The sequence below is a fragment of the Streptomyces sp. NPDC042638 genome, assembly GCF_040647235.1.
Taxonomy (GTDB): domain Bacteria; phylum Actinomycetota; class Actinomycetes; order Streptomycetales; family Streptomycetaceae; genus Streptomyces; species Streptomyces rameus.
On record NZ_JBEZBT010000087.1, the window covers coordinates 1 to 19687 of the forward strand.

The 19687-nt window shown below is 70.6% G+C and carries 13 protein-coding genes; 8 read left to right on the forward strand and 5 right to left on the reverse strand.

The genetic code is table 11. The features are described 5' to 3' along the window. The first annotated feature begins 475 nt into the window (after nucleotides 1-475). Nucleotides 476-1102: a hypothetical protein gene (locus AB0B40_RS36020; protein WP_362267781.1), complete on the forward strand. Its 627-nt coding sequence runs from the start codon at nucleotides 476-478 to the stop codon at nucleotides 1100-1102. Between the two features lie 36 nt (nucleotides 1103-1138). After that, entirely contained in the window at nucleotides 1139-3805 is a 2667-nt protein-coding gene (locus tag AB0B40_RS36025) for a Helicase associated domain protein (RefSeq protein WP_362267783.1), read from the forward strand. Nucleotides 3806-3861: 56 nt separating this feature from the next. On the opposite strand, the gene AB0B40_RS36030 is transcribed toward AB0B40_RS36025, so the two are convergent. From AB0B40_RS36030 to AB0B40_RS36050, 5 genes are all read right to left on the reverse strand, one after another. Then, on the reverse strand, nucleotides 3862-4056 hold the full coding sequence (locus tag AB0B40_RS36030) for a hypothetical protein (protein ID WP_362267785.1): 195 nt from the start codon (nucleotides 4054-4056) through the stop codon (nucleotides 3862-3864). A gap of 108 nt (nucleotides 4057-4164) precedes the next feature. Beyond that, a complete protein-coding gene (locus AB0B40_RS36035) occupies nucleotides 4165-5058 on the reverse strand; it encodes a hypothetical protein (RefSeq protein WP_362267786.1) in 894 nt (297 codons plus the stop codon). Nucleotides 5059-5203: 145 nt separating this feature from the next. Continuing rightward, a complete protein-coding gene (locus AB0B40_RS36040) occupies nucleotides 5204-6523 on the reverse strand; it encodes an ATP-binding protein (protein ID WP_362267788.1) in 1320 nt (439 codons plus the stop codon). A gap of 315 nt (nucleotides 6524-6838) precedes the next feature. Then, nucleotides 6839-7396 carry an XRE family transcriptional regulator gene (locus tag AB0B40_RS36045; protein ID WP_362267789.1) on the reverse strand — a complete coding sequence of 186 codons (558 nt, stop codon included), beginning with the start codon at nucleotides 7394-7396 and terminating at the stop codon, nucleotides 6839-6841. Between the two features lie 6 nt (nucleotides 7397-7402). Continuing rightward, on the reverse strand, nucleotides 7403-9625 hold the full coding sequence (locus tag AB0B40_RS36050) for a helix-turn-helix transcriptional regulator (protein WP_362267790.1): 2223 nt from the start codon (nucleotides 9623-9625) through the stop codon (nucleotides 7403-7405). A 276-nt stretch (nucleotides 9626-9901) separates the two neighbouring features. Here AB0B40_RS36050 and AB0B40_RS36055 point away from each other — a divergent pair, with 276 nt between their 5' ends. The 6 genes from AB0B40_RS36055 to AB0B40_RS36080 all read left to right on the forward strand — a co-directional run. Beyond that, nucleotides 9902-13153: a Helicase associated domain protein gene (locus AB0B40_RS36055; RefSeq protein WP_362267800.1), complete on the forward strand. Its 3252-nt coding sequence runs from the start codon at nucleotides 9902-9904 to the stop codon at nucleotides 13151-13153. A 124-nt stretch (nucleotides 13154-13277) separates the two neighbouring features. Continuing rightward, nucleotides 13278-14039, forward strand: a complete 762-nt coding sequence (locus AB0B40_RS36060) for a TnsA-like heteromeric transposase endonuclease subunit (RefSeq protein ID WP_362267802.1) — start codon at nucleotides 13278-13280, stop codon at nucleotides 14037-14039. Nucleotides 14040-14044: 5 nt separating this feature from the next. Then, complete coding sequence (locus AB0B40_RS36065) at nucleotides 14045-16201, forward strand: transposase (protein ID WP_362267805.1); 2157 nt, start codon at nucleotides 14045-14047, stop codon at nucleotides 16199-16201. Next, nucleotides 16195-17295 carry an ATP-binding protein gene (locus AB0B40_RS36070; RefSeq protein WP_362267792.1) on the forward strand — a complete coding sequence of 367 codons (1101 nt, stop codon included), beginning with the start codon at nucleotides 16195-16197 and terminating at the stop codon, nucleotides 17293-17295. The genes AB0B40_RS36065 and AB0B40_RS36070 overlap by 7 nt, the downstream gene beginning before the upstream one ends. Then, nucleotides 17292-18245, forward strand: a complete 954-nt coding sequence (locus AB0B40_RS36075; protein ID WP_362267795.1) for a TniQ family protein — start codon at nucleotides 17292-17294, stop codon at nucleotides 18243-18245. Before AB0B40_RS36070 ends, AB0B40_RS36075 begins: the two co-directional genes overlap by 4 nt. Nucleotides 18246-18501: 256 nt before the next feature. After that, nucleotides 18502-19687: hypothetical protein (locus AB0B40_RS36080; RefSeq protein WP_362267798.1), on the forward strand; the 1186-nt coding region annotated here is incomplete at its 3' end.

Genomic DNA, 19687 nt, shown 5'->3' on the forward strand with positions numbered 1-19687 from the left:
CGCTGCGCTCCCGCTGGCCCGCGCGGTGCGCGGGCGGTCCCCTCCGCTGCGCTCCAGGGACCGGTGGGGCCGGCCGCTGCGCGCCCGGCGGGCCGCGCATCGCGCGGCCGTGACTGGCGGGGTGTCAGGTGCCGCTAGTGGGGCCTTTTAGTAAGGGAGTTGGTGAGTGCTCTGCACTCCTGGGCGGGTCCGCTGCGCTCCCCCGCCTGACGGTCCTTCCGGCTGCGCCTCCAGAACCTTGGGGCCCGCTGGCGCGGGCCGGGCTGGCTGCGAAGGGTGGGGGTCGCTCGTTCGTGTGGGTTCTAGTGTACCGCGTGCATCAAGTTGATGCAGCATGTACCGTTGGTGGAAACACGGGACACCCCTCAACCGCCCGGGAACCTCCCCGGAATTCCGAGAGGAATGACCGTAGATGACCGGTCACCACGAATCTACCGGACCCGATCCCGCGCTGAGCAGCGATTCTGTGCGCCGGGTGACGCAGTACCAGACGGCGGGCGTGAACGCCCGGTTGAAGGTGTTCGCGCTCCTGGAGGCGCACGGCGTGCCCGCGAGCGAGGCGGACGACCTGGTGGCCGCGCTGGAGGCCGGTGCGGTCGCTGGGGCGCAGTGCCAGGTGGTGGAGCTGGGCGGCATGGCGCCGGCCTCTCGGGGCGCGGTGTTCTCGGACGGCTGGGATGACGGTGTGACGGCCGTGAGCGAGTCCCTGGTGGGCATCGCGGACCGGGAGTGGTCGCGGCGCGGCGGCCGGTCGGCCGGGGCCGCTGAACTGGCCGTACATATCGCGGACGTGAGGCAGCGTGAGCGGGCGGACCTGGTGCGGCTGGAGCGGTTCGTCCGGGAGGCCGTGCTGCCGGGCACCCATCCGCACACCACGGCACGGCGCCGGGTGCTGGAGGTGCTGAGTGAGGCCGGCGGTCTGTGCACCGCGCGGACGCGGAACGCGGACCGGGATGTCGTGGTCTGCACGCTCGATGCCGGGCACTACGACCCGAACGACAAGCCACCGTTCAGGGACGGAAAGCCGGGCGGCTGGCACAAGGCGGATGCGTCGATCTGGAACGACTTGGGCGCGGCCTGCATTCCGCACGCGGCCCTCTGAAAGACCACAGGAATTCAGCGCTCGGGGAGGCAAGGAATGTCAGCGATTCAGCTCAAGGAACACCAGGTCGATCAGCGCTCCGCGTTTCGCAGGTGGGCGGGATTCCCTGCAAGGTCATCTGTGCCCCCGCAGGGGGCCCGGGGAACGATCGTGTCAGCGACCGGCTCGGGCAAGACGATCACGGCCGCCGCGTGCGCGCTGGAGAGCTTCGCGAACGGCCGGATCCTCGTGACGGTGCCCACCCTGGACCTGCTCGCGCAGACCGCCCAGGCGTGGCGGCTGGTCGGCCACCGGGCGCCGATGGTCGCGGTGTGCTCGCTGGAGAACGACCCGGTGCTGAAAGAGCTGGGCGTGCGGACCACCACCAACCCGATCCAGCTCGCCCTGTGGGCCGGGTCCGGGCCGGTCGTCGTGTTCGCCACCTATGCCTCCCTGGTGGACCGCGAGGACATCGACGCACCCGAGGGCCAGCGGAAGGTTCGCGGGCCGCTGGAGGCCGCTCTGGCAGGCGGAGACCGCCTGTACGGCCAGCGCATGGCGGGCTTCGACCTCGCCATCGTGGATGAGGCGCACGGCACCGCTGGTGATCTTGGGCGGCCGTGGGCGGCGATCCACGACAACGCCCGCATCCCGGCGGACTTCCGGCTCTACCTGACCGCGACCCCGCGCATCCTCGCCGCGGCCCGCCCGCGGAAGGGCGCGGACGGCCAGGAGGCGGAGATTGCGACCATGGCCGATGACCCGAACGGCACGTACGGTGCGTGGCTCGCAGAGCTCGGTCTGAGCGAGGCGATCGAGCGCGAAATTCTCGCCGGGTTTGAGATCGACGTGCTGGAGATCCGCGACCCTTCGCCGGTCCTCGGGGAGTCGGAGGAGGCGCGGCGGGGCCGGCGCCTGGCGCTCCTGCAGACCGCGCTCCTGGAGCACGCCGCCGCATGGAATCTGCGCACGGTCATGACGTTCCACCAGAAGGTGGAGGAGGCCGCTGCGTTCGCGGAGAAGCTGCCCGAGACGGCAGCCGAGCTGTACGTCAACGACGCCACCGACGAAGATCTGGCCGCCGCCAACAAGCTGCCGAAGTCCTCCATCGACGCGGAGTTCTACGAGCTCGAGGCAGGCCGCCACGTCCCGCCAGACCGGGTGTGGTCGGCATGGCTGTGCGGCGACCACCTCGTGACCGAGCGGCGCGAGGTCATCAGGCAGTTCGCCAACGGCATCGACGCCGCCGGGCGCCGGGTGCACCGCGCCTTCCTCGCCAGCGTTCGCGTGCTCGGGGAGGGCGTGGACATCACCGGCGAGCGGGGAGTGGAAGCGATCTGCTTCGCGGACACCCGCGGCTCGCAGGTGGAGATCGTGCAGAACATCGGCCGGGCGCTGAGGCTCAACAAGGACGGCAGCACGAAGGTGGCCAGGATCATCGTGCCGGTGTTCCTGGAGCCCAACGAGGACCCGACCGACATGGTCGCCAGCGCCTCGTTCCGCCCCCTTGTAGCGGTCCTTCAGGGCCTGCGCTCGCATGATGAGCGTCTGGTCGAGCAGCTCGCCTCCCGCGCCCTCACCAGCGGCAAGCGCAAGGTCCACCTCCAGCGCGATGAGGACGGGCAGATCGTCGGGGTCGGCGGAAAAGGCGACGGCGAGGACCAGGAGCAGGACGACACCGACGCCGCTGCCGAGTCCGCCCTGCTCCACTTCTCCTCTCCCCGCGACGCGGCAACCATCGCCGCGTTCCTGCGCACCCGGGTCTACCGGCCGGAGTCGCTGGTGTGGCTGGAGGGCTACCAGGCCCTGCTGCGCTGGCGGAAGGAGAACGAGATCACCGGCGTCCACGCCGTGCCCTACGACGTCGAGGTCGAAGTCGGGGCAACGAAGGCGTTTCCGCTTGGTCGATGGGTCCACCAGCAGCGAAAGGCGCTACGGGCCGGTGAGCTGGAGGAGCGGCGCAAGGAGCTGCTAGACGCGCCAGAAGCCGGCATGGTGTGGGCGCCAGGCGAGGAAGCATGGGAGAACAAGCTCGCCGCGCTGCGCTCGTACCACCGGGCCACCGGGCACCTCGCCCCTCGCCAGGACGCGGTCTGGGGCGAGGGCGACGCGATGGTGCCGGTCGGGCAGCATGTGGCCAACCTCCGGCGCAAGGGCGGCCTCGGGAAGGACGCTGACCGGGCTGCGGAGCGCGCGCAACAACTGACGGCGGTCGACCCGGACTGGGACTGCCCGTGGCCGCTCGACTGGCAGCGGCACTACCGGGTGCTCGCGGACCTGGTCGACGCCGACGGCGTCCTGCCGGCCATCGAGCCGGGCGTGCTGTTCGAAGGCGACGACATCGGGCGGTGGCTGGAGCGTCAGAAGAATCCGGGCACCTGGGCACAACTGTCCGCGGGGCAGCAGGAGCGGCTGTTCCAGCTGGGCGTGAGGCCGCTTGAGGCGCCGCCTGCCGCCCCGGCGGCCGGGCGTGCGGCGAAGGGTCCGAGCAAGGCGCAGCAGGCGTTCCAGCGCGGACTGGCGGCCCTCGCGCAGTGGGTAGAACGGGAAGGCGCCCACCGGCCTGTACCGCGCGGGCACAGCGAACAGATCGTGGTCGACGGCGAGACGGAGCCGGTAGTCGTGAAACTGGGCGTGTGGGTCTCGAACACCAAATCGAGGCGCGACAAGCTCACCCCGGACCAGCTGACCGCGCTGCGAGAACTGGGCGTGGAGTGGGCATGAAGGAGGTGACCATGGCGACCGTCACCATCGTGCCCACCGCCGGTCGTTGCGTCTGGTCATCGCCAGTAGATGTGGACGTGCCGCACCACTACGTCCATGACCAGCCAGAAGGCCATGCCGCCCAGGAAGGCGTAGATGACAGCGCCGACCGGCGAGGCAGGGTCTGGCCAACCCCGTCGGCGCTGCTGCCCTGGTGACTCGGGGGTCTGCGCGGCCGGAGGGGCGGCCGGGTTGGTGCGGTCGGGAATCACGCGGTCCTCCACAAAAGTCCGTCGTGGTGCTGACGTTGGGAGGCTGCCGGTTCCCGAGTCCAGGCGAAGACGCGCGCGCATTCGCCCGGACTTTTTCTTCTGGCCGGGTCAGTCTGGGCGCGCCTTCAGCGTCCGGAGGTCGTTGGACAGGGTGCTCTTCGAAGGCTTGTCCGGCGCCGGGAAGCCTTCGTCAGCCAGACGGCGGGTCAGCTCGCAGCGCAGCCGCCCGCCGACCTTCTCCTCCGAATTGCCCCACGTCCTACGCAACAGCTCGACCGTCACCCTGGGAGTGTCGTCGATGATCTCCTTCAGCACCTGCCGACGGATCACCGTCGGCCGCGGCTGGGCGCGCCGACCGTTGGCCGCGGCGTAGGGACGGCGGAGATCGCGGCCACCGACCCGTTCACGAACCAGCTTGCGGATCCGGTCGGCATTGCGCGCCATCTCCTCCGATCGGCCGTCGCGTGCGGAAGTCGAGCGTCCGTCCAGTGTGATCGCGGAGACGCCCGGCGGCTGCAACTGATCGGCCAACAACCGGGCATCGCCCCAGGCCACCGCGTAGCCGTCCGACACCAGCAGAAGGAGCACAGCGATCACGGCTTGATCGGATCCCCAGGGCGCGTCCACATGCATCTCAGCGCGGTCGAGTACCTGCACGACGACCTGGACCAGCCGGTGGAAAACCGCAGCGATGTAACCCGCCCGCTCCCGTTCCGCGTCCGTCAGCGGCCACGCGCCCGGCGCGGCCGGGTCGAACGGGTTCGGACCTTCACTGCCGTCCGGGAAGGAGGGCGCGATGCCGCACACCCGCCAGCAGAAACGCGTGATCTCCACCTGGGAGATCATGTGGCGCGCCAGCGGCGCCACGATCTCAGCAGCCGTCGGGGCAGCGGCTTCGACCGCCTCGCGAACCGCCGGGTGGCCCAACCACGAGGCAGCGACTTGCCGTGCCCATTGTTCCTCGTTGCGGTACCACTTCGCCGCCGCCCGCTCGTCAACCATCCCGCCATCATCACCCCGCCCAGTGACATCCAGGTCCTACCGCCCGGGGCCGGCACGGGCCCGGAGACATGACCATCTCGTCCAGGGGAGGGGCATGTGCACGTATGCCGAAGCCCCGGGTGTGGCTGCCCGAGGCTTCGCTCCTTTACTCCCAGCCGGTGAGCTTGGGGCGCCAGTCTGCGCCAAGTTTCTGCACTGCGATGTCTCCTTGGGGGCTCAGCAGTTCGGGCTGGTGGGCTCCCATATCGGCCAGCAGGTCCGAGACGAGGGTGTACGCCGCGATGACGGCCTCGTGTTTGTCGGTCGTAATGGCCGTAAGGTCAGCCGTTGTCTGAGCGGGCATTGCCGGCACGGGGCTGACTGGGCCGTGATGGAGCAGTGCATCCCCCACGACAAGGCGCAGGGGTACATCGCTGCCGACGTAGCTGAGAAGCGCCGCGGAAAGCATGAGGTCGCCGCTCGATCCGGCTGCCGCCGCCCAGGCTGCCGCCGCCTGGACTTGGGCCACCAGTTCAAGTTCCAGTCCGCGCTGGTGCAGCAGCATGGGCCCCTCGGGCGCGCGCCGATCGCTCTGGACATAGAGCGGCAGGGCCGCGTAGAAGGAGCCGTCCTGGTGGAGCTGGCCGGTCGGATTTCCCTCGAAGCGAAGCTGGCGACGGCCGACCAGGATGGGATGGTCCGGCTGCATGTTGGTGGTCACTGCCTCGCCGGCGAGCATGCAGAAGCGGCTGAAGGCAGCGTTTCGCTCCGCCTGCGTGGTGAGCGGGTAGTTGCCGCGGACGGCCGGCACCGCTGCCAGGCTCACCCACACCGGGTAGTGATCCGAGAGCTTGCCGCCGTTGGGCAACTCTTTGATGACGTGGCTGCCCAGGTAGCGCAGGCCTGCCTCGGCGACCTCGTGCAGGCGATCGACGTCGTCCGAGGCAGCCTTGAAACGGTCGCGATACCGCTGGGCGATCTCGGACTCGGCGAGGGTGCGGGTCGTGGTGCCGTTCCGAACGTGCACGCGGAAGTTGTAGTCGTTGCCCGGAGCCGCGACAGCGTGCGGGGCCTGGGTGCTCGGGGGCACAGTGAGCAGCCAGTAGATCTTGCCCTCTTGGGCGGCGGACTTCACGACTCGGACGCCCACGTTGGGTACGACGGGCTGGACCCAGTTCGCGAGCACCGAGCGGATCCACTCCTCCCCCCGGCCCTGGACCAGCTCGACAGGGGCCAGGGCGTGTGCGTGATCCTGCTTGCCGTCATCCACGCCGATGACGACCATGCCGCCGGCGGTGTTGGCCATGGCACACACGTCCTTGGCGAGTTCCTTCTTGCCCGCGTCGGTGCCCTGGTAGAAGTCCTTCTTCCAGTCGAGGTCGACGCCCTCGGGTATCTGGCTGTCGACCGCGCGCTGCAGATCGTCCTCGGCGAGTTCGTCGGGGTGTCGTCCCAGGGCGGCGGTGAGCCGTGCGGGCAAAGCCATCCGTACTCCAGTGTGTTCACCACATGCTGCCGACGATCGTCAGCCAGATCACGCTAAACGGGCGCACCCGGCCGTCACCACACATTTCCGGAACCGAGCCCGTCGCACTCATGGCGGTCGGCGCGGCGGCCCGCCGACGTGCAACCCAGGCGAGCACGTCCCGAGACCCGGATGCGGCCACGCCGCCAGTCCTTTCTCCCTCACTCCAGCCAAGGGACATGGGCGAAAGCGGCAGCAACGGGGGATGTCAGCACCCCGCCCACACCCGTACGCCGTGGTCACGCAACCTGCCCCGGACTTTCAGGCGACGGTGAGTCAGAGGTCGAACTCAAGGTGCTCAATGTCGGTGAAGCGGACCTCCTCCAGCTGGCCGGCGCGGCGGCCGTTGTCCTGGAAGTACACCTCCTTGAGCGCTTCGGCGGCGATCTGCTGGAGCTCCTGGTCGGTGGCGCCTTGCTCCTGGGCGTTGAAGAGGCGGGCGGCGTAGCGGGGCGGCAGCGCGACAGTCAAGTGCCGGAGGCGGTCTTCGTCCGTCGTTCCGATCGGCGCGGTGTAGCCGATCCGGGCGCGGGTGTCGATGACGATGCCGTCGGTGGTCGCCGCCTTCTGCCGTGCCTTGGCGCGGATCTGCGGCTGCCAGCGCTTCTTCACCTCGTTCTCCAGGCGGGCGGCGAGGTCCGGGCGCGGCTTTTTGATCTGGTCTTTGAGGTACCGTTCGACGGTGCGCTGGGAGATACGCAGCATCTGGGCGACCGCCTTGGTGCTCTTGAGCTGCTTGACCAGGTAGCGCATCTGCGCGGGCGCGCTCTTGGGCGCCGGGCGGGTGAACGCCTTCTGCACCGCGGCGTCCAGACCGTCCCCGAACACACTCATCGCCTGCTACTCCCCGTTGTCGACGTCGGTGACGGTGCCGTCCTTGATGTACCGGGCGAGGTTGAGCTCCGGGGCGTTGAACTGCTCGCGCACGCCCTCGCCCCACAGCACGCTCTGGGTGCCCTCCCACTTCACCAGCCCGGGGTTCACGCCGAGCTTGAAGCCGCCCGGCAGCGGCTTGCCGTCCCGGTAGGGCAGGAAGTCCAGCGGGGAGGGCCCGTCGGAGGCGTAGACGGCGCAGTCCGACAGGATCGCGACCGGGTACTGCCCGGTGAAGGCGGCGTGCTTGACGATCTTGCGGTGCATGTTGATCCGGGTCCGGGAGATGACGGCCGCGCGGATGTCCGGGCGCCACGTCGGGCGGGCAAGGGCCCGCCACGGCTGCCCGGGCTTCCAGCCCTCCCCGCGCGGGCGCTCGCGCAGCTTGCCGATGCCACCCTTCACGGTCGCCTTGACCGCGGACACCACGACCGCCAGCTGAGGGTCACGCTGCCGGTAGCCGTCCATCGCCTTCAGGAACTCTTCCGGGGGCAGGTCGACGCCCACCCCGAGGTCGGCCATCGTGGCGAGGTAGGCATCGCGCAGCCGGTTGTACCAGGCGTCCAGGTAGCGGCCGTTGTCGTGGCGGACGTACGCCTCGATCGGGCGCGCCTCGTAGCCGAGCTCCACCGCGTACGCCACCGTCGGCGTGGCGTACCAGGCCGGCCCCGTCGGGCGCTCGCCCTTCGGCGTGAACGGGCTGGGCAGCAGCTCGCCGTCCAGCTCCGCCCACTTGTCCTTGGCCACCTTCACGCGGGACAGGTCGACGTGGGAGAGGTCGACCAGCCAGGAGCCGGGCAGTTTCGGATCGAAGACGGGGTTCTTGACGTGCGTCGGCGCACCCAGACCGACCGTGAGGCCGTTCGCGCCGGCGGCGAAGGCCATGTTCACGTCGATGCCCACCAGGTGGGGGCGAAGGCATTCGGCGTCGGTGAGCGGGCGCGCCCAGTCGTACGCCTCCTCCACCAGGACCTCGGCCGGGGTGCGCTGGTGGAAACGCGGCAGATCGGCAAGGAGCGGGTGCCCGTCGGGAGCCTCGCACGGCGCGCAGTCCACCGGATCCTTCCCCAACGAGCCGGGGTTGTGCTCGGAGTGCCGCTTGCCCATCGCATCCGGTTCGGAGGCACGGGTCGGCGGATGCAGCGCGGTCATCAGCTCGAGGCCGGTCACGGCGGTCGATCCGCGCGGCGTCATCACGCGGGCCGCATACGTACCCAGCAGCCGGGCCAGGTCCGCCGGCGGCAACTGCCCCGCGTCGGCCCAGTGCCGGGTGTCCAGCGCGTCCCACGACGGAATGCACAACTGCACGCAGGATCGCTCCGCGCCCTGCGCGGGGCGGTAGATCCTCGCCCACGGCCCGAACCCGCGCTTGGTCAACTGCCAGTCGGCGCGCGTCAGCTGCTTGATGACCTTGTGGCCCTCCGGGATCCGGCCAGCCAGGCGCTCCTCCTTGGTGAGCGTGACGGGCAGGCCGTAGCGCTGAAGCGCGGCCTCGGTCAGCACGATCAGCGGGTCGGCATCCTTGCCCGGACCACTGAGCTTGGGCTGCCCCAGCTTCGCCTCGCGCAGGGTCCAGTCCACCAAGGACGGGATGGACTTGGCGGGCACGTCCAGGACCAGGCCGCCGACGCAGTACGCCAGCACCTGGCCGTCGGCGACGTCGACGACCGCGAGCGGACCGTTCTCGAAACGCGGATCAGCACCGCCCGCCGGGATGCCTGCGGGGGCGGCCTTCTTCGCGGCCGGACGGCGCAACATCGGCCTGGACGTGACCGCCGGGTGCGGTACAGCAGCAGGCGCAGCGGGGCGGAGTGCGGTGTTCGCGGGCTCCGCAGCCGGGCCTGCAGGTGCGGTACGGGCTTGAGCCGGTTCGGCGGCCGATGGCGCAGGAGCGGCCGGAACGGCAGGCGTCTCGGGGATCGCCGTGTCCTCAGGGGGCACCGGAGCGCCTGCGGGGTAGAGCTGGGCGAGCTGCTTGAGCATGCGAGCGTAGGCGTCGCGCTCCGGCGGCCGCGGCTCGGTCTTGCCGGCCTCCCAGCCGCCGACCGTCGCACGCCGCACCTGCAGTGCGGCGGCCACCTCGTCCAGCGTCAGCCCGTGCGCCTGGCGCAGCCGCCTGCGCTCCGCCGGGGGCGGCAACGGGGAACGGGACGCAATGAGCGCATCGACCGCATCGAACAGCTCGGACATGCACACCTCCTGCCCCAACCCTAGCGTGAAGCGCACATATCGCGTACCAAACGCGTACGGACACCGTAAACGGTGGTTGGAGGTTCACGGTTGACCCTCAGAAGGACGCACTGCGGGAGTTGGGCGTAAGAGCCCCGCGTCTGCTTCCCCGCCAAGCCGTGGCTGGTGACCCATAACGAGTGAGGCCGACCGACGGTTATGGGAGTTGCAGATCAACGGACCGGGCAGGGCATGGGCGGCAGGAAACGGCAGCTGGCGCCGTCGGAGGCGGGGCCGATGCTCCTGGCAGGTGGGGTGTGGCGGGTGGCACCGCTGCAAGGTGAGATGACGCAGTCGTTCCTGAGCCGGGTGGCTGCACGCTATGGCGTAGGGCCCAGGGATCTTCTGGCGGCAATCGCTGAGGTGGGCGGGCTGTCGAACGTCACGGGCCAGACGCGGTCGGACAGCGAGGTGTATCTGAACCGGCAGGCCCGGGATCGGGTGTCCCAGCTGTGCCGAGTTCCGGAGGATCATTTGCGGCAGGCACTGCCTGCCTGGGCACAGGAGGAGCCACGAAAGCGGTTCGCCGCAGGCCCAGCAGCGCAGTTTCATCACACCGCGGAGAAGGTTGCGTCCTGGGGGCCAGCGTGTCCTGAGTGCGCTGCGCGGTCAGCCGGGCGCGCCGAGGGCGCGCGCTTGTACCTGGAGCCGCAGCAGCGGGTGTGCGTGCTGCACCGCCGGTGGCTGATGCAGGTGCCGGGCACGCCCGGCCGGGTGGTGAGGTTGCCGGCGGGCGGCGAGCAGTGGGTGCAGGCCCACCGTCATCATGCGAAGTTGCTGCGTCGTTCCCCGGCGGCCGTGGAGGCGTTCGAGGTAGCTGCAGCGGTGACCGCCTCGTGGTGGTGGCAGGCGTGGCCGCGAGAACATGTGTGGCCTTCTCGGCTGCGGAGCTTGGGCAGTGGACGGATGGATCCGGAGGCGTGGCGGGTCCTGGCACGGGAGCTGGTGACGTACCCGGAGACGGTCGCGCTCGCCACGCTGCTGGCCGATGACGGGTTCCGGCAGCGCCTGACCGCCGACGCCCGGGGACATGTGCCCTTTCGGCTGGCTGATCTGCCGCTGCTGCTTTCGGCGGTTGCGCGCTGCATGGGGCGCCCCTGGTACGGAGAGCAGCTGGCGGATGAGACGTCGGGGCCTTTGTTCGCGTGGGCGTATCAGTGCGTGCGGCCGCCGCGTCGCACCGGGCACCGAGAGCAGGCGATGTGGGCGGTCGCTCCGGCGCACCGCCTGCGCCCGCTGGTCGACGAGCTCGCCGCGCGGATGTCCGTCGGCGCCAGTGGGCAGAAGGCGGCGGGCAAGAGACGGCGGGGGCTTAACCGGCAGTCGGATGAGTCCTTCACGGCCGGCCTGGCGCATGCGGGTCAGTATGTGCGCGAACACGGGAACCTCGCTGTCCAGAAGGACACCGTGGTGGGGTCCTTCCGGCTTGGGGAATGGCTTCACAATGTGCAGACCAGGGCCTGGGCGCTGTCGCCGGAGCGTGTCCGGGTGCTCGCGGTTTTGGACCCGTGGTGGAACGTCCCCTGGTCGGTGCAGTGGCAGCGCTCGTACTACCGGGCGCGCGATCACGCCGCCGTGGACGGTTGGCCGGATGCAGCCGCAGGGTTTACCGGGACCGCTGTGCTGAACGGTGAGTGGCTGTATCTGCAGTGCACCCAGTACGACGCTCTCCACCCTGAGCAGCAGCGTCTGTTGGCGGACATCGGCGTCACGGCCGAAGCAGCCCGTACCGCTCAGCCGCGGCGGGCCAGCATGCGGGCACGTTTCGAGACAGGGTTGGCGCACGCCCGGGCCTATGCCGCCGAGCACGGCCACCTGGCGGTCTCCGGTAAAGGGGCAGTGCACGAAGGGTATCCGCTGGGGTCCTGGCTGGGGGCCCAGCGCAGCAAGGCGCACCGGGCTGCAAGGCCCACCGAGCGCTCCCGCGCGCTTGATGCCGTCGACCCGTGGTGGAATCCGCCCTGGCCGCTGTCATGGCAGCGGTCCTTCGCGCAGGTCCGCCGGCTGGTGCAGGACGGACACGCGCTGGATGTCCTGCGTGGCTTTCCGGGCTTCGAAGCGGAGTCCGCGCTGTGGTTGTCGCACCAGTGCGCCGTGTACGGGAGTCTGCAGCGTGATCAGCAATGCCTGCTGGCAGGTATCGGCATCACGGCTGAGGAAGCCGGCAAAGTCCCCATGACGGCGGAGGAGGCCAAGGCCGCCAGCCAGGCCGCGGCACGGCTGGGTGACTCGGCCGGCTTGGCCAGCGCCCGTTCCTTCGCCGCGGCACACCAGCACTTGGCCGTGCCCTCTGACTACGTGCATGACGATTATCCGCTGGGCCGCTGGCTGGTGGCCCAACGCAGCAAGGAGCGCCGCCACTTGCGGGCCACGGGAACCACGTGGCCGCCCGGGCGGCGCCTGACGGAGCTGGACCCCTGGTGGAACCCGCCATGGCACTTCCCGTGGCAGCGCCACTACCAGCAGGCCCGCGCGCTGTGGCAGGAGGGCAGGCTGCTCCTGCCCGGCCAGCACTACCCGCCCGGCAACCGGGACGAGGATGAAGCTCCGCTGACGGTGTGGTTGCGCCGGCAGTGCGCCCGGCACGATGTCCTGCAACCCGAGCAGCAGAACCTTCTCGCCGACATCGGTATCACCGCCGCCACCGCCCGCACCGTCACGGCCTCCCTGACCGGTCCGGCCCTGGGAGAGACCGGGCTGGCGCAGGCTCGTAACTACGCGGCCGAGCACGGGAACCTGGCCGTGACCGACCGCACCCGCCACAACGGCCACCCCTTAGGAAGCTGGCTCCTGCGCCAGCGCCAACGCGCCGACGACGGGCGCATCGAGCCCGCCAGGATCACCGCGCTCAACGCCCTCGACCCTCACTGGAACCCACCCTGGCCCCTCGCCTGGCAGCGCGCCTACCACCGGGCCCGCGCCGCCACCGACAGCAACACCCTGACCAGGACCGACCGCCGCTGGATCAGGACACAGGCACAGCTGTGGGACAGCCTCCACCCCGCCCAGCAACAACTCCTTGCCGCCCTCGGCACCGACGGGACTGCCGCCGTGCCCGCACCGGCCCGCACGACGGCACGCCACTACCCGCCGGGGGAGGGCCTGCCCCACGCACGCGCCTACGCCACCCTGCACGGGCACCTGGCGGTATCCATCCATATCCACCAGGACGGGTTTCCCCTGGGGCGCTGGCTCGTGCAGCAGCGCCGCAAAGCCCGCTCAGGCCAGTTGTCCGCCCGCACCCTGCAAGAACTCACCGTCCTCGACCCGTGGTGGAACCCACCCTGGCCCTTCATCTGGCAACGCGCCTACCACCGGGCCCGCGCCGCCCACGCCACAGGCCAGCCCATCCCACCGGAGCTACGACGCTGGGGCCGCAACCAGACCACCCTGTGGGACCGGCTCCACCCTCATCAGCAGGCGCTGCTGGACACCATGGGCGTCGTGGGCCGGTCCCGCATTTTCTCCGAGAATCGCCCTTTCGAGTGAGAGCAGGCAGATTCGCGTCCCCCTGACAGCCGGTCCCCACTTCGGTGGCAGGGTGAAAGGACGTGAGGGCGCAGGCAGCGCCTGGAGCAGTGCCGGCGGCCAGGAGCGCGGCCTGCCCGTGGAGGTGGCCTTCACCGGACTGTCCGGCCAGGTCACCCAGCTGCCGTGGGACCAGGCGGTCGGTTCGGTGCGTTTTGAGGAACTGGCGCCGGTGTCGGCGTTCCCGGTCCTGCCGGGACGCCGGTGGGGGCCCGGATGGTGGTGGTCAGCCACCACGGGGCGGCACGTGGTGCACGGCTCCGCCACGATGCGCACCCAGTTGATGATGTTGGACCGGGACCCGGAGGTGACCGGACTGTCCGCCCGGCCGGTGCGGCTCATCTGGCGGGACCCGGCCGGCGGGCGCGTACGCGGGTGGGTCCCGCAGCTCTTCGCCCGGTACACGGACGGCACCGGCCTGCTCGCTGACTGCCCCTCCAGCCCGACCGCCGGAGCAGACAGGGCGCAGCGGGCGCGGGCGGTCCTGGAGGCGGCGTGTACGCGCGTGGGCTGGTCATACCGGCGCCTCGAGCCACCTCCGGCGGTGGTGACGGCGAACCTGCAATGGCTGGCCGGCTACCGCCACCCCCGCTGTCAGGGACCGCCCAGGCTGCGGTCCGCGCTGGCCGAAGCGTTCGCCGAGCCCCGGCCGCTGGCCGACGGAGCGGCATCGGTGGGTGATCCGCTGCAGGTATTGCCGGCCGTCTATCACGCAGTGTGGTCCGGATGGCTTGCGGCGCGGCTCGACGAGCCCCTCAGTGAGCGAGCACTGCTGTACGCGCACCGCGACGGCGGTGGGCGAGCCGGCATCCCGGCGGCGGGTACCGCAGGACGGAATGAGGGGTGAGCACGATGGGCGGTCAGCAGGGCCCAAGGCGGCCAGCGGTGGAGGTCGGCGTACACGTCGTCCACCGGGGGCAGACCTGGCAGGTCGCCGCCCTGCAGGGCCAGCAGGTCTACCTGCTCCAGGAGGACGGCACCGAAGCGAGCCTGCTGCTGGGGCGGTTGTTCGCCGATCCGGGCTTCGAAGTGGTGGGCGGGCGGGCACCGGAGACGGTGCCGCAGTGGGGGCTGTTCGAGACCGTTCCACTGGCAGCCCAGCAGCGGGCGCTGGCCTGGCTGCCCCATATCCGTGAGGTGGAGACCGGGTGGCCGCGCCCTGAGGGCAGCCGCGAGGGACAGACGATGCGGCCGGAGTACGACCCCGAGCGGTGGACGCTGGCGCAGCGGGACGCGGCCAAGGCACAGGAACTGGCGGCGCTCGGCTTCGCCCGGGTGACGCGTACGACGGTGGAGCGGATGCGGCACGCCTACCGCAAGCAGGGGTTGTGGGGGCTGGTCGACAAGCGTGCGGTGCCGGCCCGTGGCCGTCATCCGACGGGATATGCCGACGAGCGGGTCGTGGCCGCGGTGCTGGAGGCGCTGCGGCGCCAGCGAGGCCGGTCGAAGGGGACGGTGAAGGGGCTGCAGGTACTGGTCGGGCAGATCCTGGAGGACACGCACGGGCGCGGCGTGGTGGAGATGCCGTCACGGTCGACGTTCTACCGGCTGGTGAGTGTGCTGGCCGACCCGGCCGATCGTCTGGGCCGCCCGGCGCGTACGGCCACCACACCCGTCCGCGCCTCGTCGGCGTCGCCGGTGGTGCTGCGCCCCGGGGAACAGGTGCAGATCGACACCACCCGCCTGGACATCATGGCCGTCCTGGAGGACGGCAGCCTGGGCCGGCCGGAGCTGACGATCGCCGTCGACGTCGCCACCCGCTCCATCCTGGCCGCCGTCCTGCGCCCGCACAGCACCAAAGCCGTCGACGCCGCCCTCCTCCTGGCCGAGATGGCTGTCCCGCATCCTGCCCGGCCCACCTGGCCCAAGTCTCTTCATCTGTCACAGGCCGAGGTTCCCTACCAGCGGATGCTGTCACTGGACGAACGGCTGGACGGCGCGGCCGCCCGCCCGGTGATCGTGCCCGAGACGATCGTCGTAGACCGCGGGAAGATCTACCTCTCGCAGGGCTTCGTCGCCGCCTGCGAAACGCTCGGGGTGAGCGTGCAGCCCGCCCCTCCCCGCCGTCCGCAGGCCAAGGCCGTAGTGGAACGCACCTTCGGCGCGATCAACGACCTGTTCTGCCAGCACGTCGCCGGCCACACCGGCTCCAGCCCCCAGCGCCGCGGCTCGGCGACGGCGGCCGAGACGCGGTGGACGATCCCGCAGCTGCAGGACTTCCTCGACGAATGGATCACCTGCGGCTGGCAGAACCGGCCCCACGACGGACTGCGCCACCCCGTCCTGCCCAAAACCGCGCTCACACCGAACCAGATGTGGGCCGCGCTGATCACCATCAGCGGATATGTGCCGGTGCCGCTGACCGGGGCCGACTACCTCGAACTGCTGCCCGTGCGCTGGCAGCCCATCACCGAACGCGGCATCCGCCTCGACTACCGCACCTACAACCACCCCCTCCTCGACCCCCACCGCAGCCAGCGCTCCCCGGTCGAGGCCAGAGACGGCAAGTGGGAGGTCCACCACAACCCCCACGACGCCCGCCAGATCTTCGTCCGCCTCACCGACGGACAGCTCCACGAAATCCCCTGGATCCACCGCGACCACGTCCACCAGCCCTTCAACGACGCCGTCTGGCGCCACATCCAGACCGAGGTCGAACAACGCGGGGACCGCGAGCAGCATGAGGCCGACCTCGCCGACACCCTCGACCAGTTGCTGCGTCGCACCCGCGGTCCCGCCGGAACAGAAAACGAAGCCAACCACCGCAAACGGCGTCGTGCCCGCGGTACGGCAGTACGGCTGCCCGACCTGCCAGGCCAGCGGCGCCCGCTCGAAGCAGAGACCGCACCGGCCCCAGAACCGGACTGGAGCGAGAGCCTGGACGACCTCATCGACACCGACCCGGCGGCCGAGCCGGGCACTGGCGATCCGGAGGAACCGGGCGCGCTGCCGGCCGAGGCAGGCGGATACGGACTGTGGGACGCCGAAGCAGAGGCCGAGCAATGGTGAACACTTCGCCAGGCACGGGCGAAGCACCGGCCGGCGAGCCCTCGCCGGCAGCGGACCGGCCTCCCGGCGTCGCGGCAGACACCGTCGACGCCCCTGAGACGCAGACGCAGTCGGTCACCACCTGGGACGGTTTCCAAGCCTTCGCCACCACTCCCGTGGCAGCCCCTCCCCCGCCTGAGGCACCGCCCCGCAGTCTGGAGGACCGCCTGGCCTATCACTCGCGGTTCGTCACCGTTCGCACCCCGGCCATCGACGCCCTCGCCAAGAACGTGCGCACCCTGATGATCCTCGGCCGCCACCAGACCGTCACCGCACGGCCGTCCCTCATCGTCACCGGCCCCGCCGGCGCCGGGAAAACCACCGCCCTGCTCCAGGTCGGACGCGCCTGCCACCTCGCCCACACCCGACGCCACGGCCCCACAGCAACAGCCGGACAGGTCCCCGTCGCCTACGTCCTGGTCCCGCCCGCCGCCAGCGCCAAGACCCTGGCCACCGAGTTCGCCCGCTACCTAGGCATCCCCGTCGCCGCCGGTATGTCCCAGGCCCAGATCACCAACGCCGTCTGCCACACCTACACCGCCGCCGGGGTGCAGCTGGTGATGATCGACGAGATCCACCGACTCAACCCCCGCACCACCACCGGCGCCCAGAGCGCCGACCTGATCAAAGACCTCACCGAACGCATCGGCGCCACCTTCGTCTACGCCGGCATCGACGTCACCACCACACCCCTGTTCACCGGAGTGCGCGGCGCGCAGCTCGCCGGACGCGCCTCCCTCATCGACTGTGCCGCCTTCCCCGCCCGTCTCGGCGACCAAGAGCCCTTCCGTGACCTCGTCAACGCCATGGAAGGCGCCCTCGACCTGCGCCACCACCGGCCCGGAACCCTCCCCGAACTGGCCCCCTACCTGCATGAGCGCACCGCCGGCCGCATCGGCAGCCTCGCCCGCCTCATCCGCCAAGCCGCCATCACCGCCCTCATCGACGGCACTGAACGCATCACCAAAACCACTCTCGACGCGATCCGCCTGGACCACCTCGCCGAACAGCACTACCGACCCCGCACCCGGCCCCGGAGCACCAACACCTCGTGAGCCGGACAGACGTCACGGTCCGTGCCACAGCAGGGGCCGGCACCGCACAGCGCATCGCCGTCTCGGGGGCATGGCTTCGGATCCCGTCAGCCGCACCGGGCGTGTTCCACATACGGCCACTACCCGGCGAAGCAACCGCCTCCTACACCCAACGCCTCGCCGATGCCTACCAGCTGACGCTGCCCCAGCTCCTCGACGGTGCCAACATCACCATCCACCGCCAGGGCACGCCTCCAACGGCCGAACTCCACCTCAACCACAACGCGGCCCAGCACCTCGCCGTCCTGGCCCGCGCCCCGCTCCCCCACCTGACGCGCGCCCTGCCCCACCTCGCCCCAAGCTACGACGCCCACGACACCGAGGCAGCCGCGCGCTGGAAGCGACTCGAGGCCGCACAGCAGCCCGTCCGCGCCTGCACCCTGTGCACCCGCCACCGCAGTCACGGCATCACCGACACCGCCTGGGTTCATCCGTCACCGCAGGGGCTGGTGTGCCCGCGCCACCAGCAAGCCACTCCAGACCCACGACTCGCCTCCACCGTCCACACCCAAGGTGCGCCCGAACTCGCCACCGCGCACCACGCCCACCAGCACCTGCTACGGCACCCCCGTGCCGCCACCGCCTGGACCGCAGCACGCGCCATCACCACACGCTGGTACGACCACCAGCAACACCTCACCCACCGCTGGCATACCCGCCTCAACCAGCTATGCGAGGCAAACCTCCACCTGACCAGTACAGGCAGCGCCTCCCCTGCGCTCCTGACCCGCGACTTGGTGATCTATCCGGAAACCGTTGCCCTCGCCCGCGCACTCGCCACCCTGCCGAACCGGCCACATCGCACCACCAACGACGCCCTCACCCTCATCGCCCGCCGACTCGGCCTCACCCGCCTGACCCCCAACGCGAACGACCCACTCCACGTCTTCCTCACCCACACACACCGCTGACCAGCCAAAACGACCTTCGAAGCCCGCAGGGAACGCAGCCGCCCATAGACGCACCACGACATCCACCGAAAACCCAAGATCATTCCCACACAACTACCGGACCGCAGACCAAGCGCCCGAACAAGCAAACCGAACACGGCACCAGACCACGCACATCACGCCCGAACGCAGCCGCTCCGGCCGTCCCGAGTCCCACCCTCAAAGACGAGACACCAGGCCCGAACGACCAAGCCCCTGAAGATCAATGCTCCGTCACATGAACGAGCTGCTGCACCAGGCCGAGCGGGAGAACGACCGGCTGCACGAAGATCCGCGGGCCCAAGCGGCAAACGCACGCGAACGCCACGTCCAGGCCCTCGGCGGCGCTGCCGACCTCGACAGCCGCCGGTCCCAGCTGCGCCGCCTGCGCACGGAGGCGGCCCGGGCCAAGCAGCACGCCCGCCTCAGCGCAGGCGCCGCCGCCGCGCTCCGGGAGCGCCGTATCAGCGACTATCACCCCACCACAGAGGCCGTACGACAGGCCCAAGCCGAACTGCAGCGTCTAGAGGACGAAAACGCCGCAGCCGAGAGCACCGCCCGGACCGACCTCGACACGGTCACCTCCCAGCAGAACGAGGCGGACTCCGCGGCCCTGGCAGCGGCGGCCCAGGTACTCAGCGACGTGCCCCGTCGGCTGGCCACTCTCGAAGAAGAGGAAAGCGCGCACACCCGGCTCCTGGCCGACCTCAAGGACGAGGAGGAAGCGCTGGCCCGGCGCGCCGCCGACCTGGACGACGAGGACCGGCGGGCCGACGCCCTGCGCAGCCGCGTACGAGATGGTGAGGAAGAGGCAGCCGACGCCAGCGAGGCTCTGCAGATGCTGACGGACGCCGTCCGCGCCGGCATCGAGGCAGCCAGCGCACTGGCCCAGCAGCGGGCCACCCAGGCCGCCACCGACCACAAGCTCACCGCGCTGCTGCAGGCACCCCCGGCCGACACGCCGGACGCGGCGCGGACCGAGCTGCTCCGTGCCCAGGGCACCCTGAAGGACATCCGACGCAGGGAGGCCGCGCACGCGGCGGGCAGCGGCCTGATCGCGGGGGACGGCTGCCCTGTCTGTGCGCAGCCGCTTCCCCGCGATTACCGGCCGCCACAGCCCCAGGACGCCGATACCCTCGCCCACGCGGAGACGGCGGTGGAGGCAGCCATGGCTGCGCTGACGGCCGCCGAGCGGGAGCACACCCGTCACACCCACGAGGTCGAACTGCTCCGGACGGCCCTGATCGAGCACCAGCACAAAGTGCAGCAGGCCGCCGACCGGCTGCAGGAAGCCCTGCCCCCGCTTCACACACACGCTCTGCGGCTGGCAGCCCAGACAGCTCATCCCCAGTCGGCGAGGTATGCCAAGGAGGTGGAGGACGCCGCCGCGGCCGCCTTCTTCATCCTCGCCGACCCCGCCACAC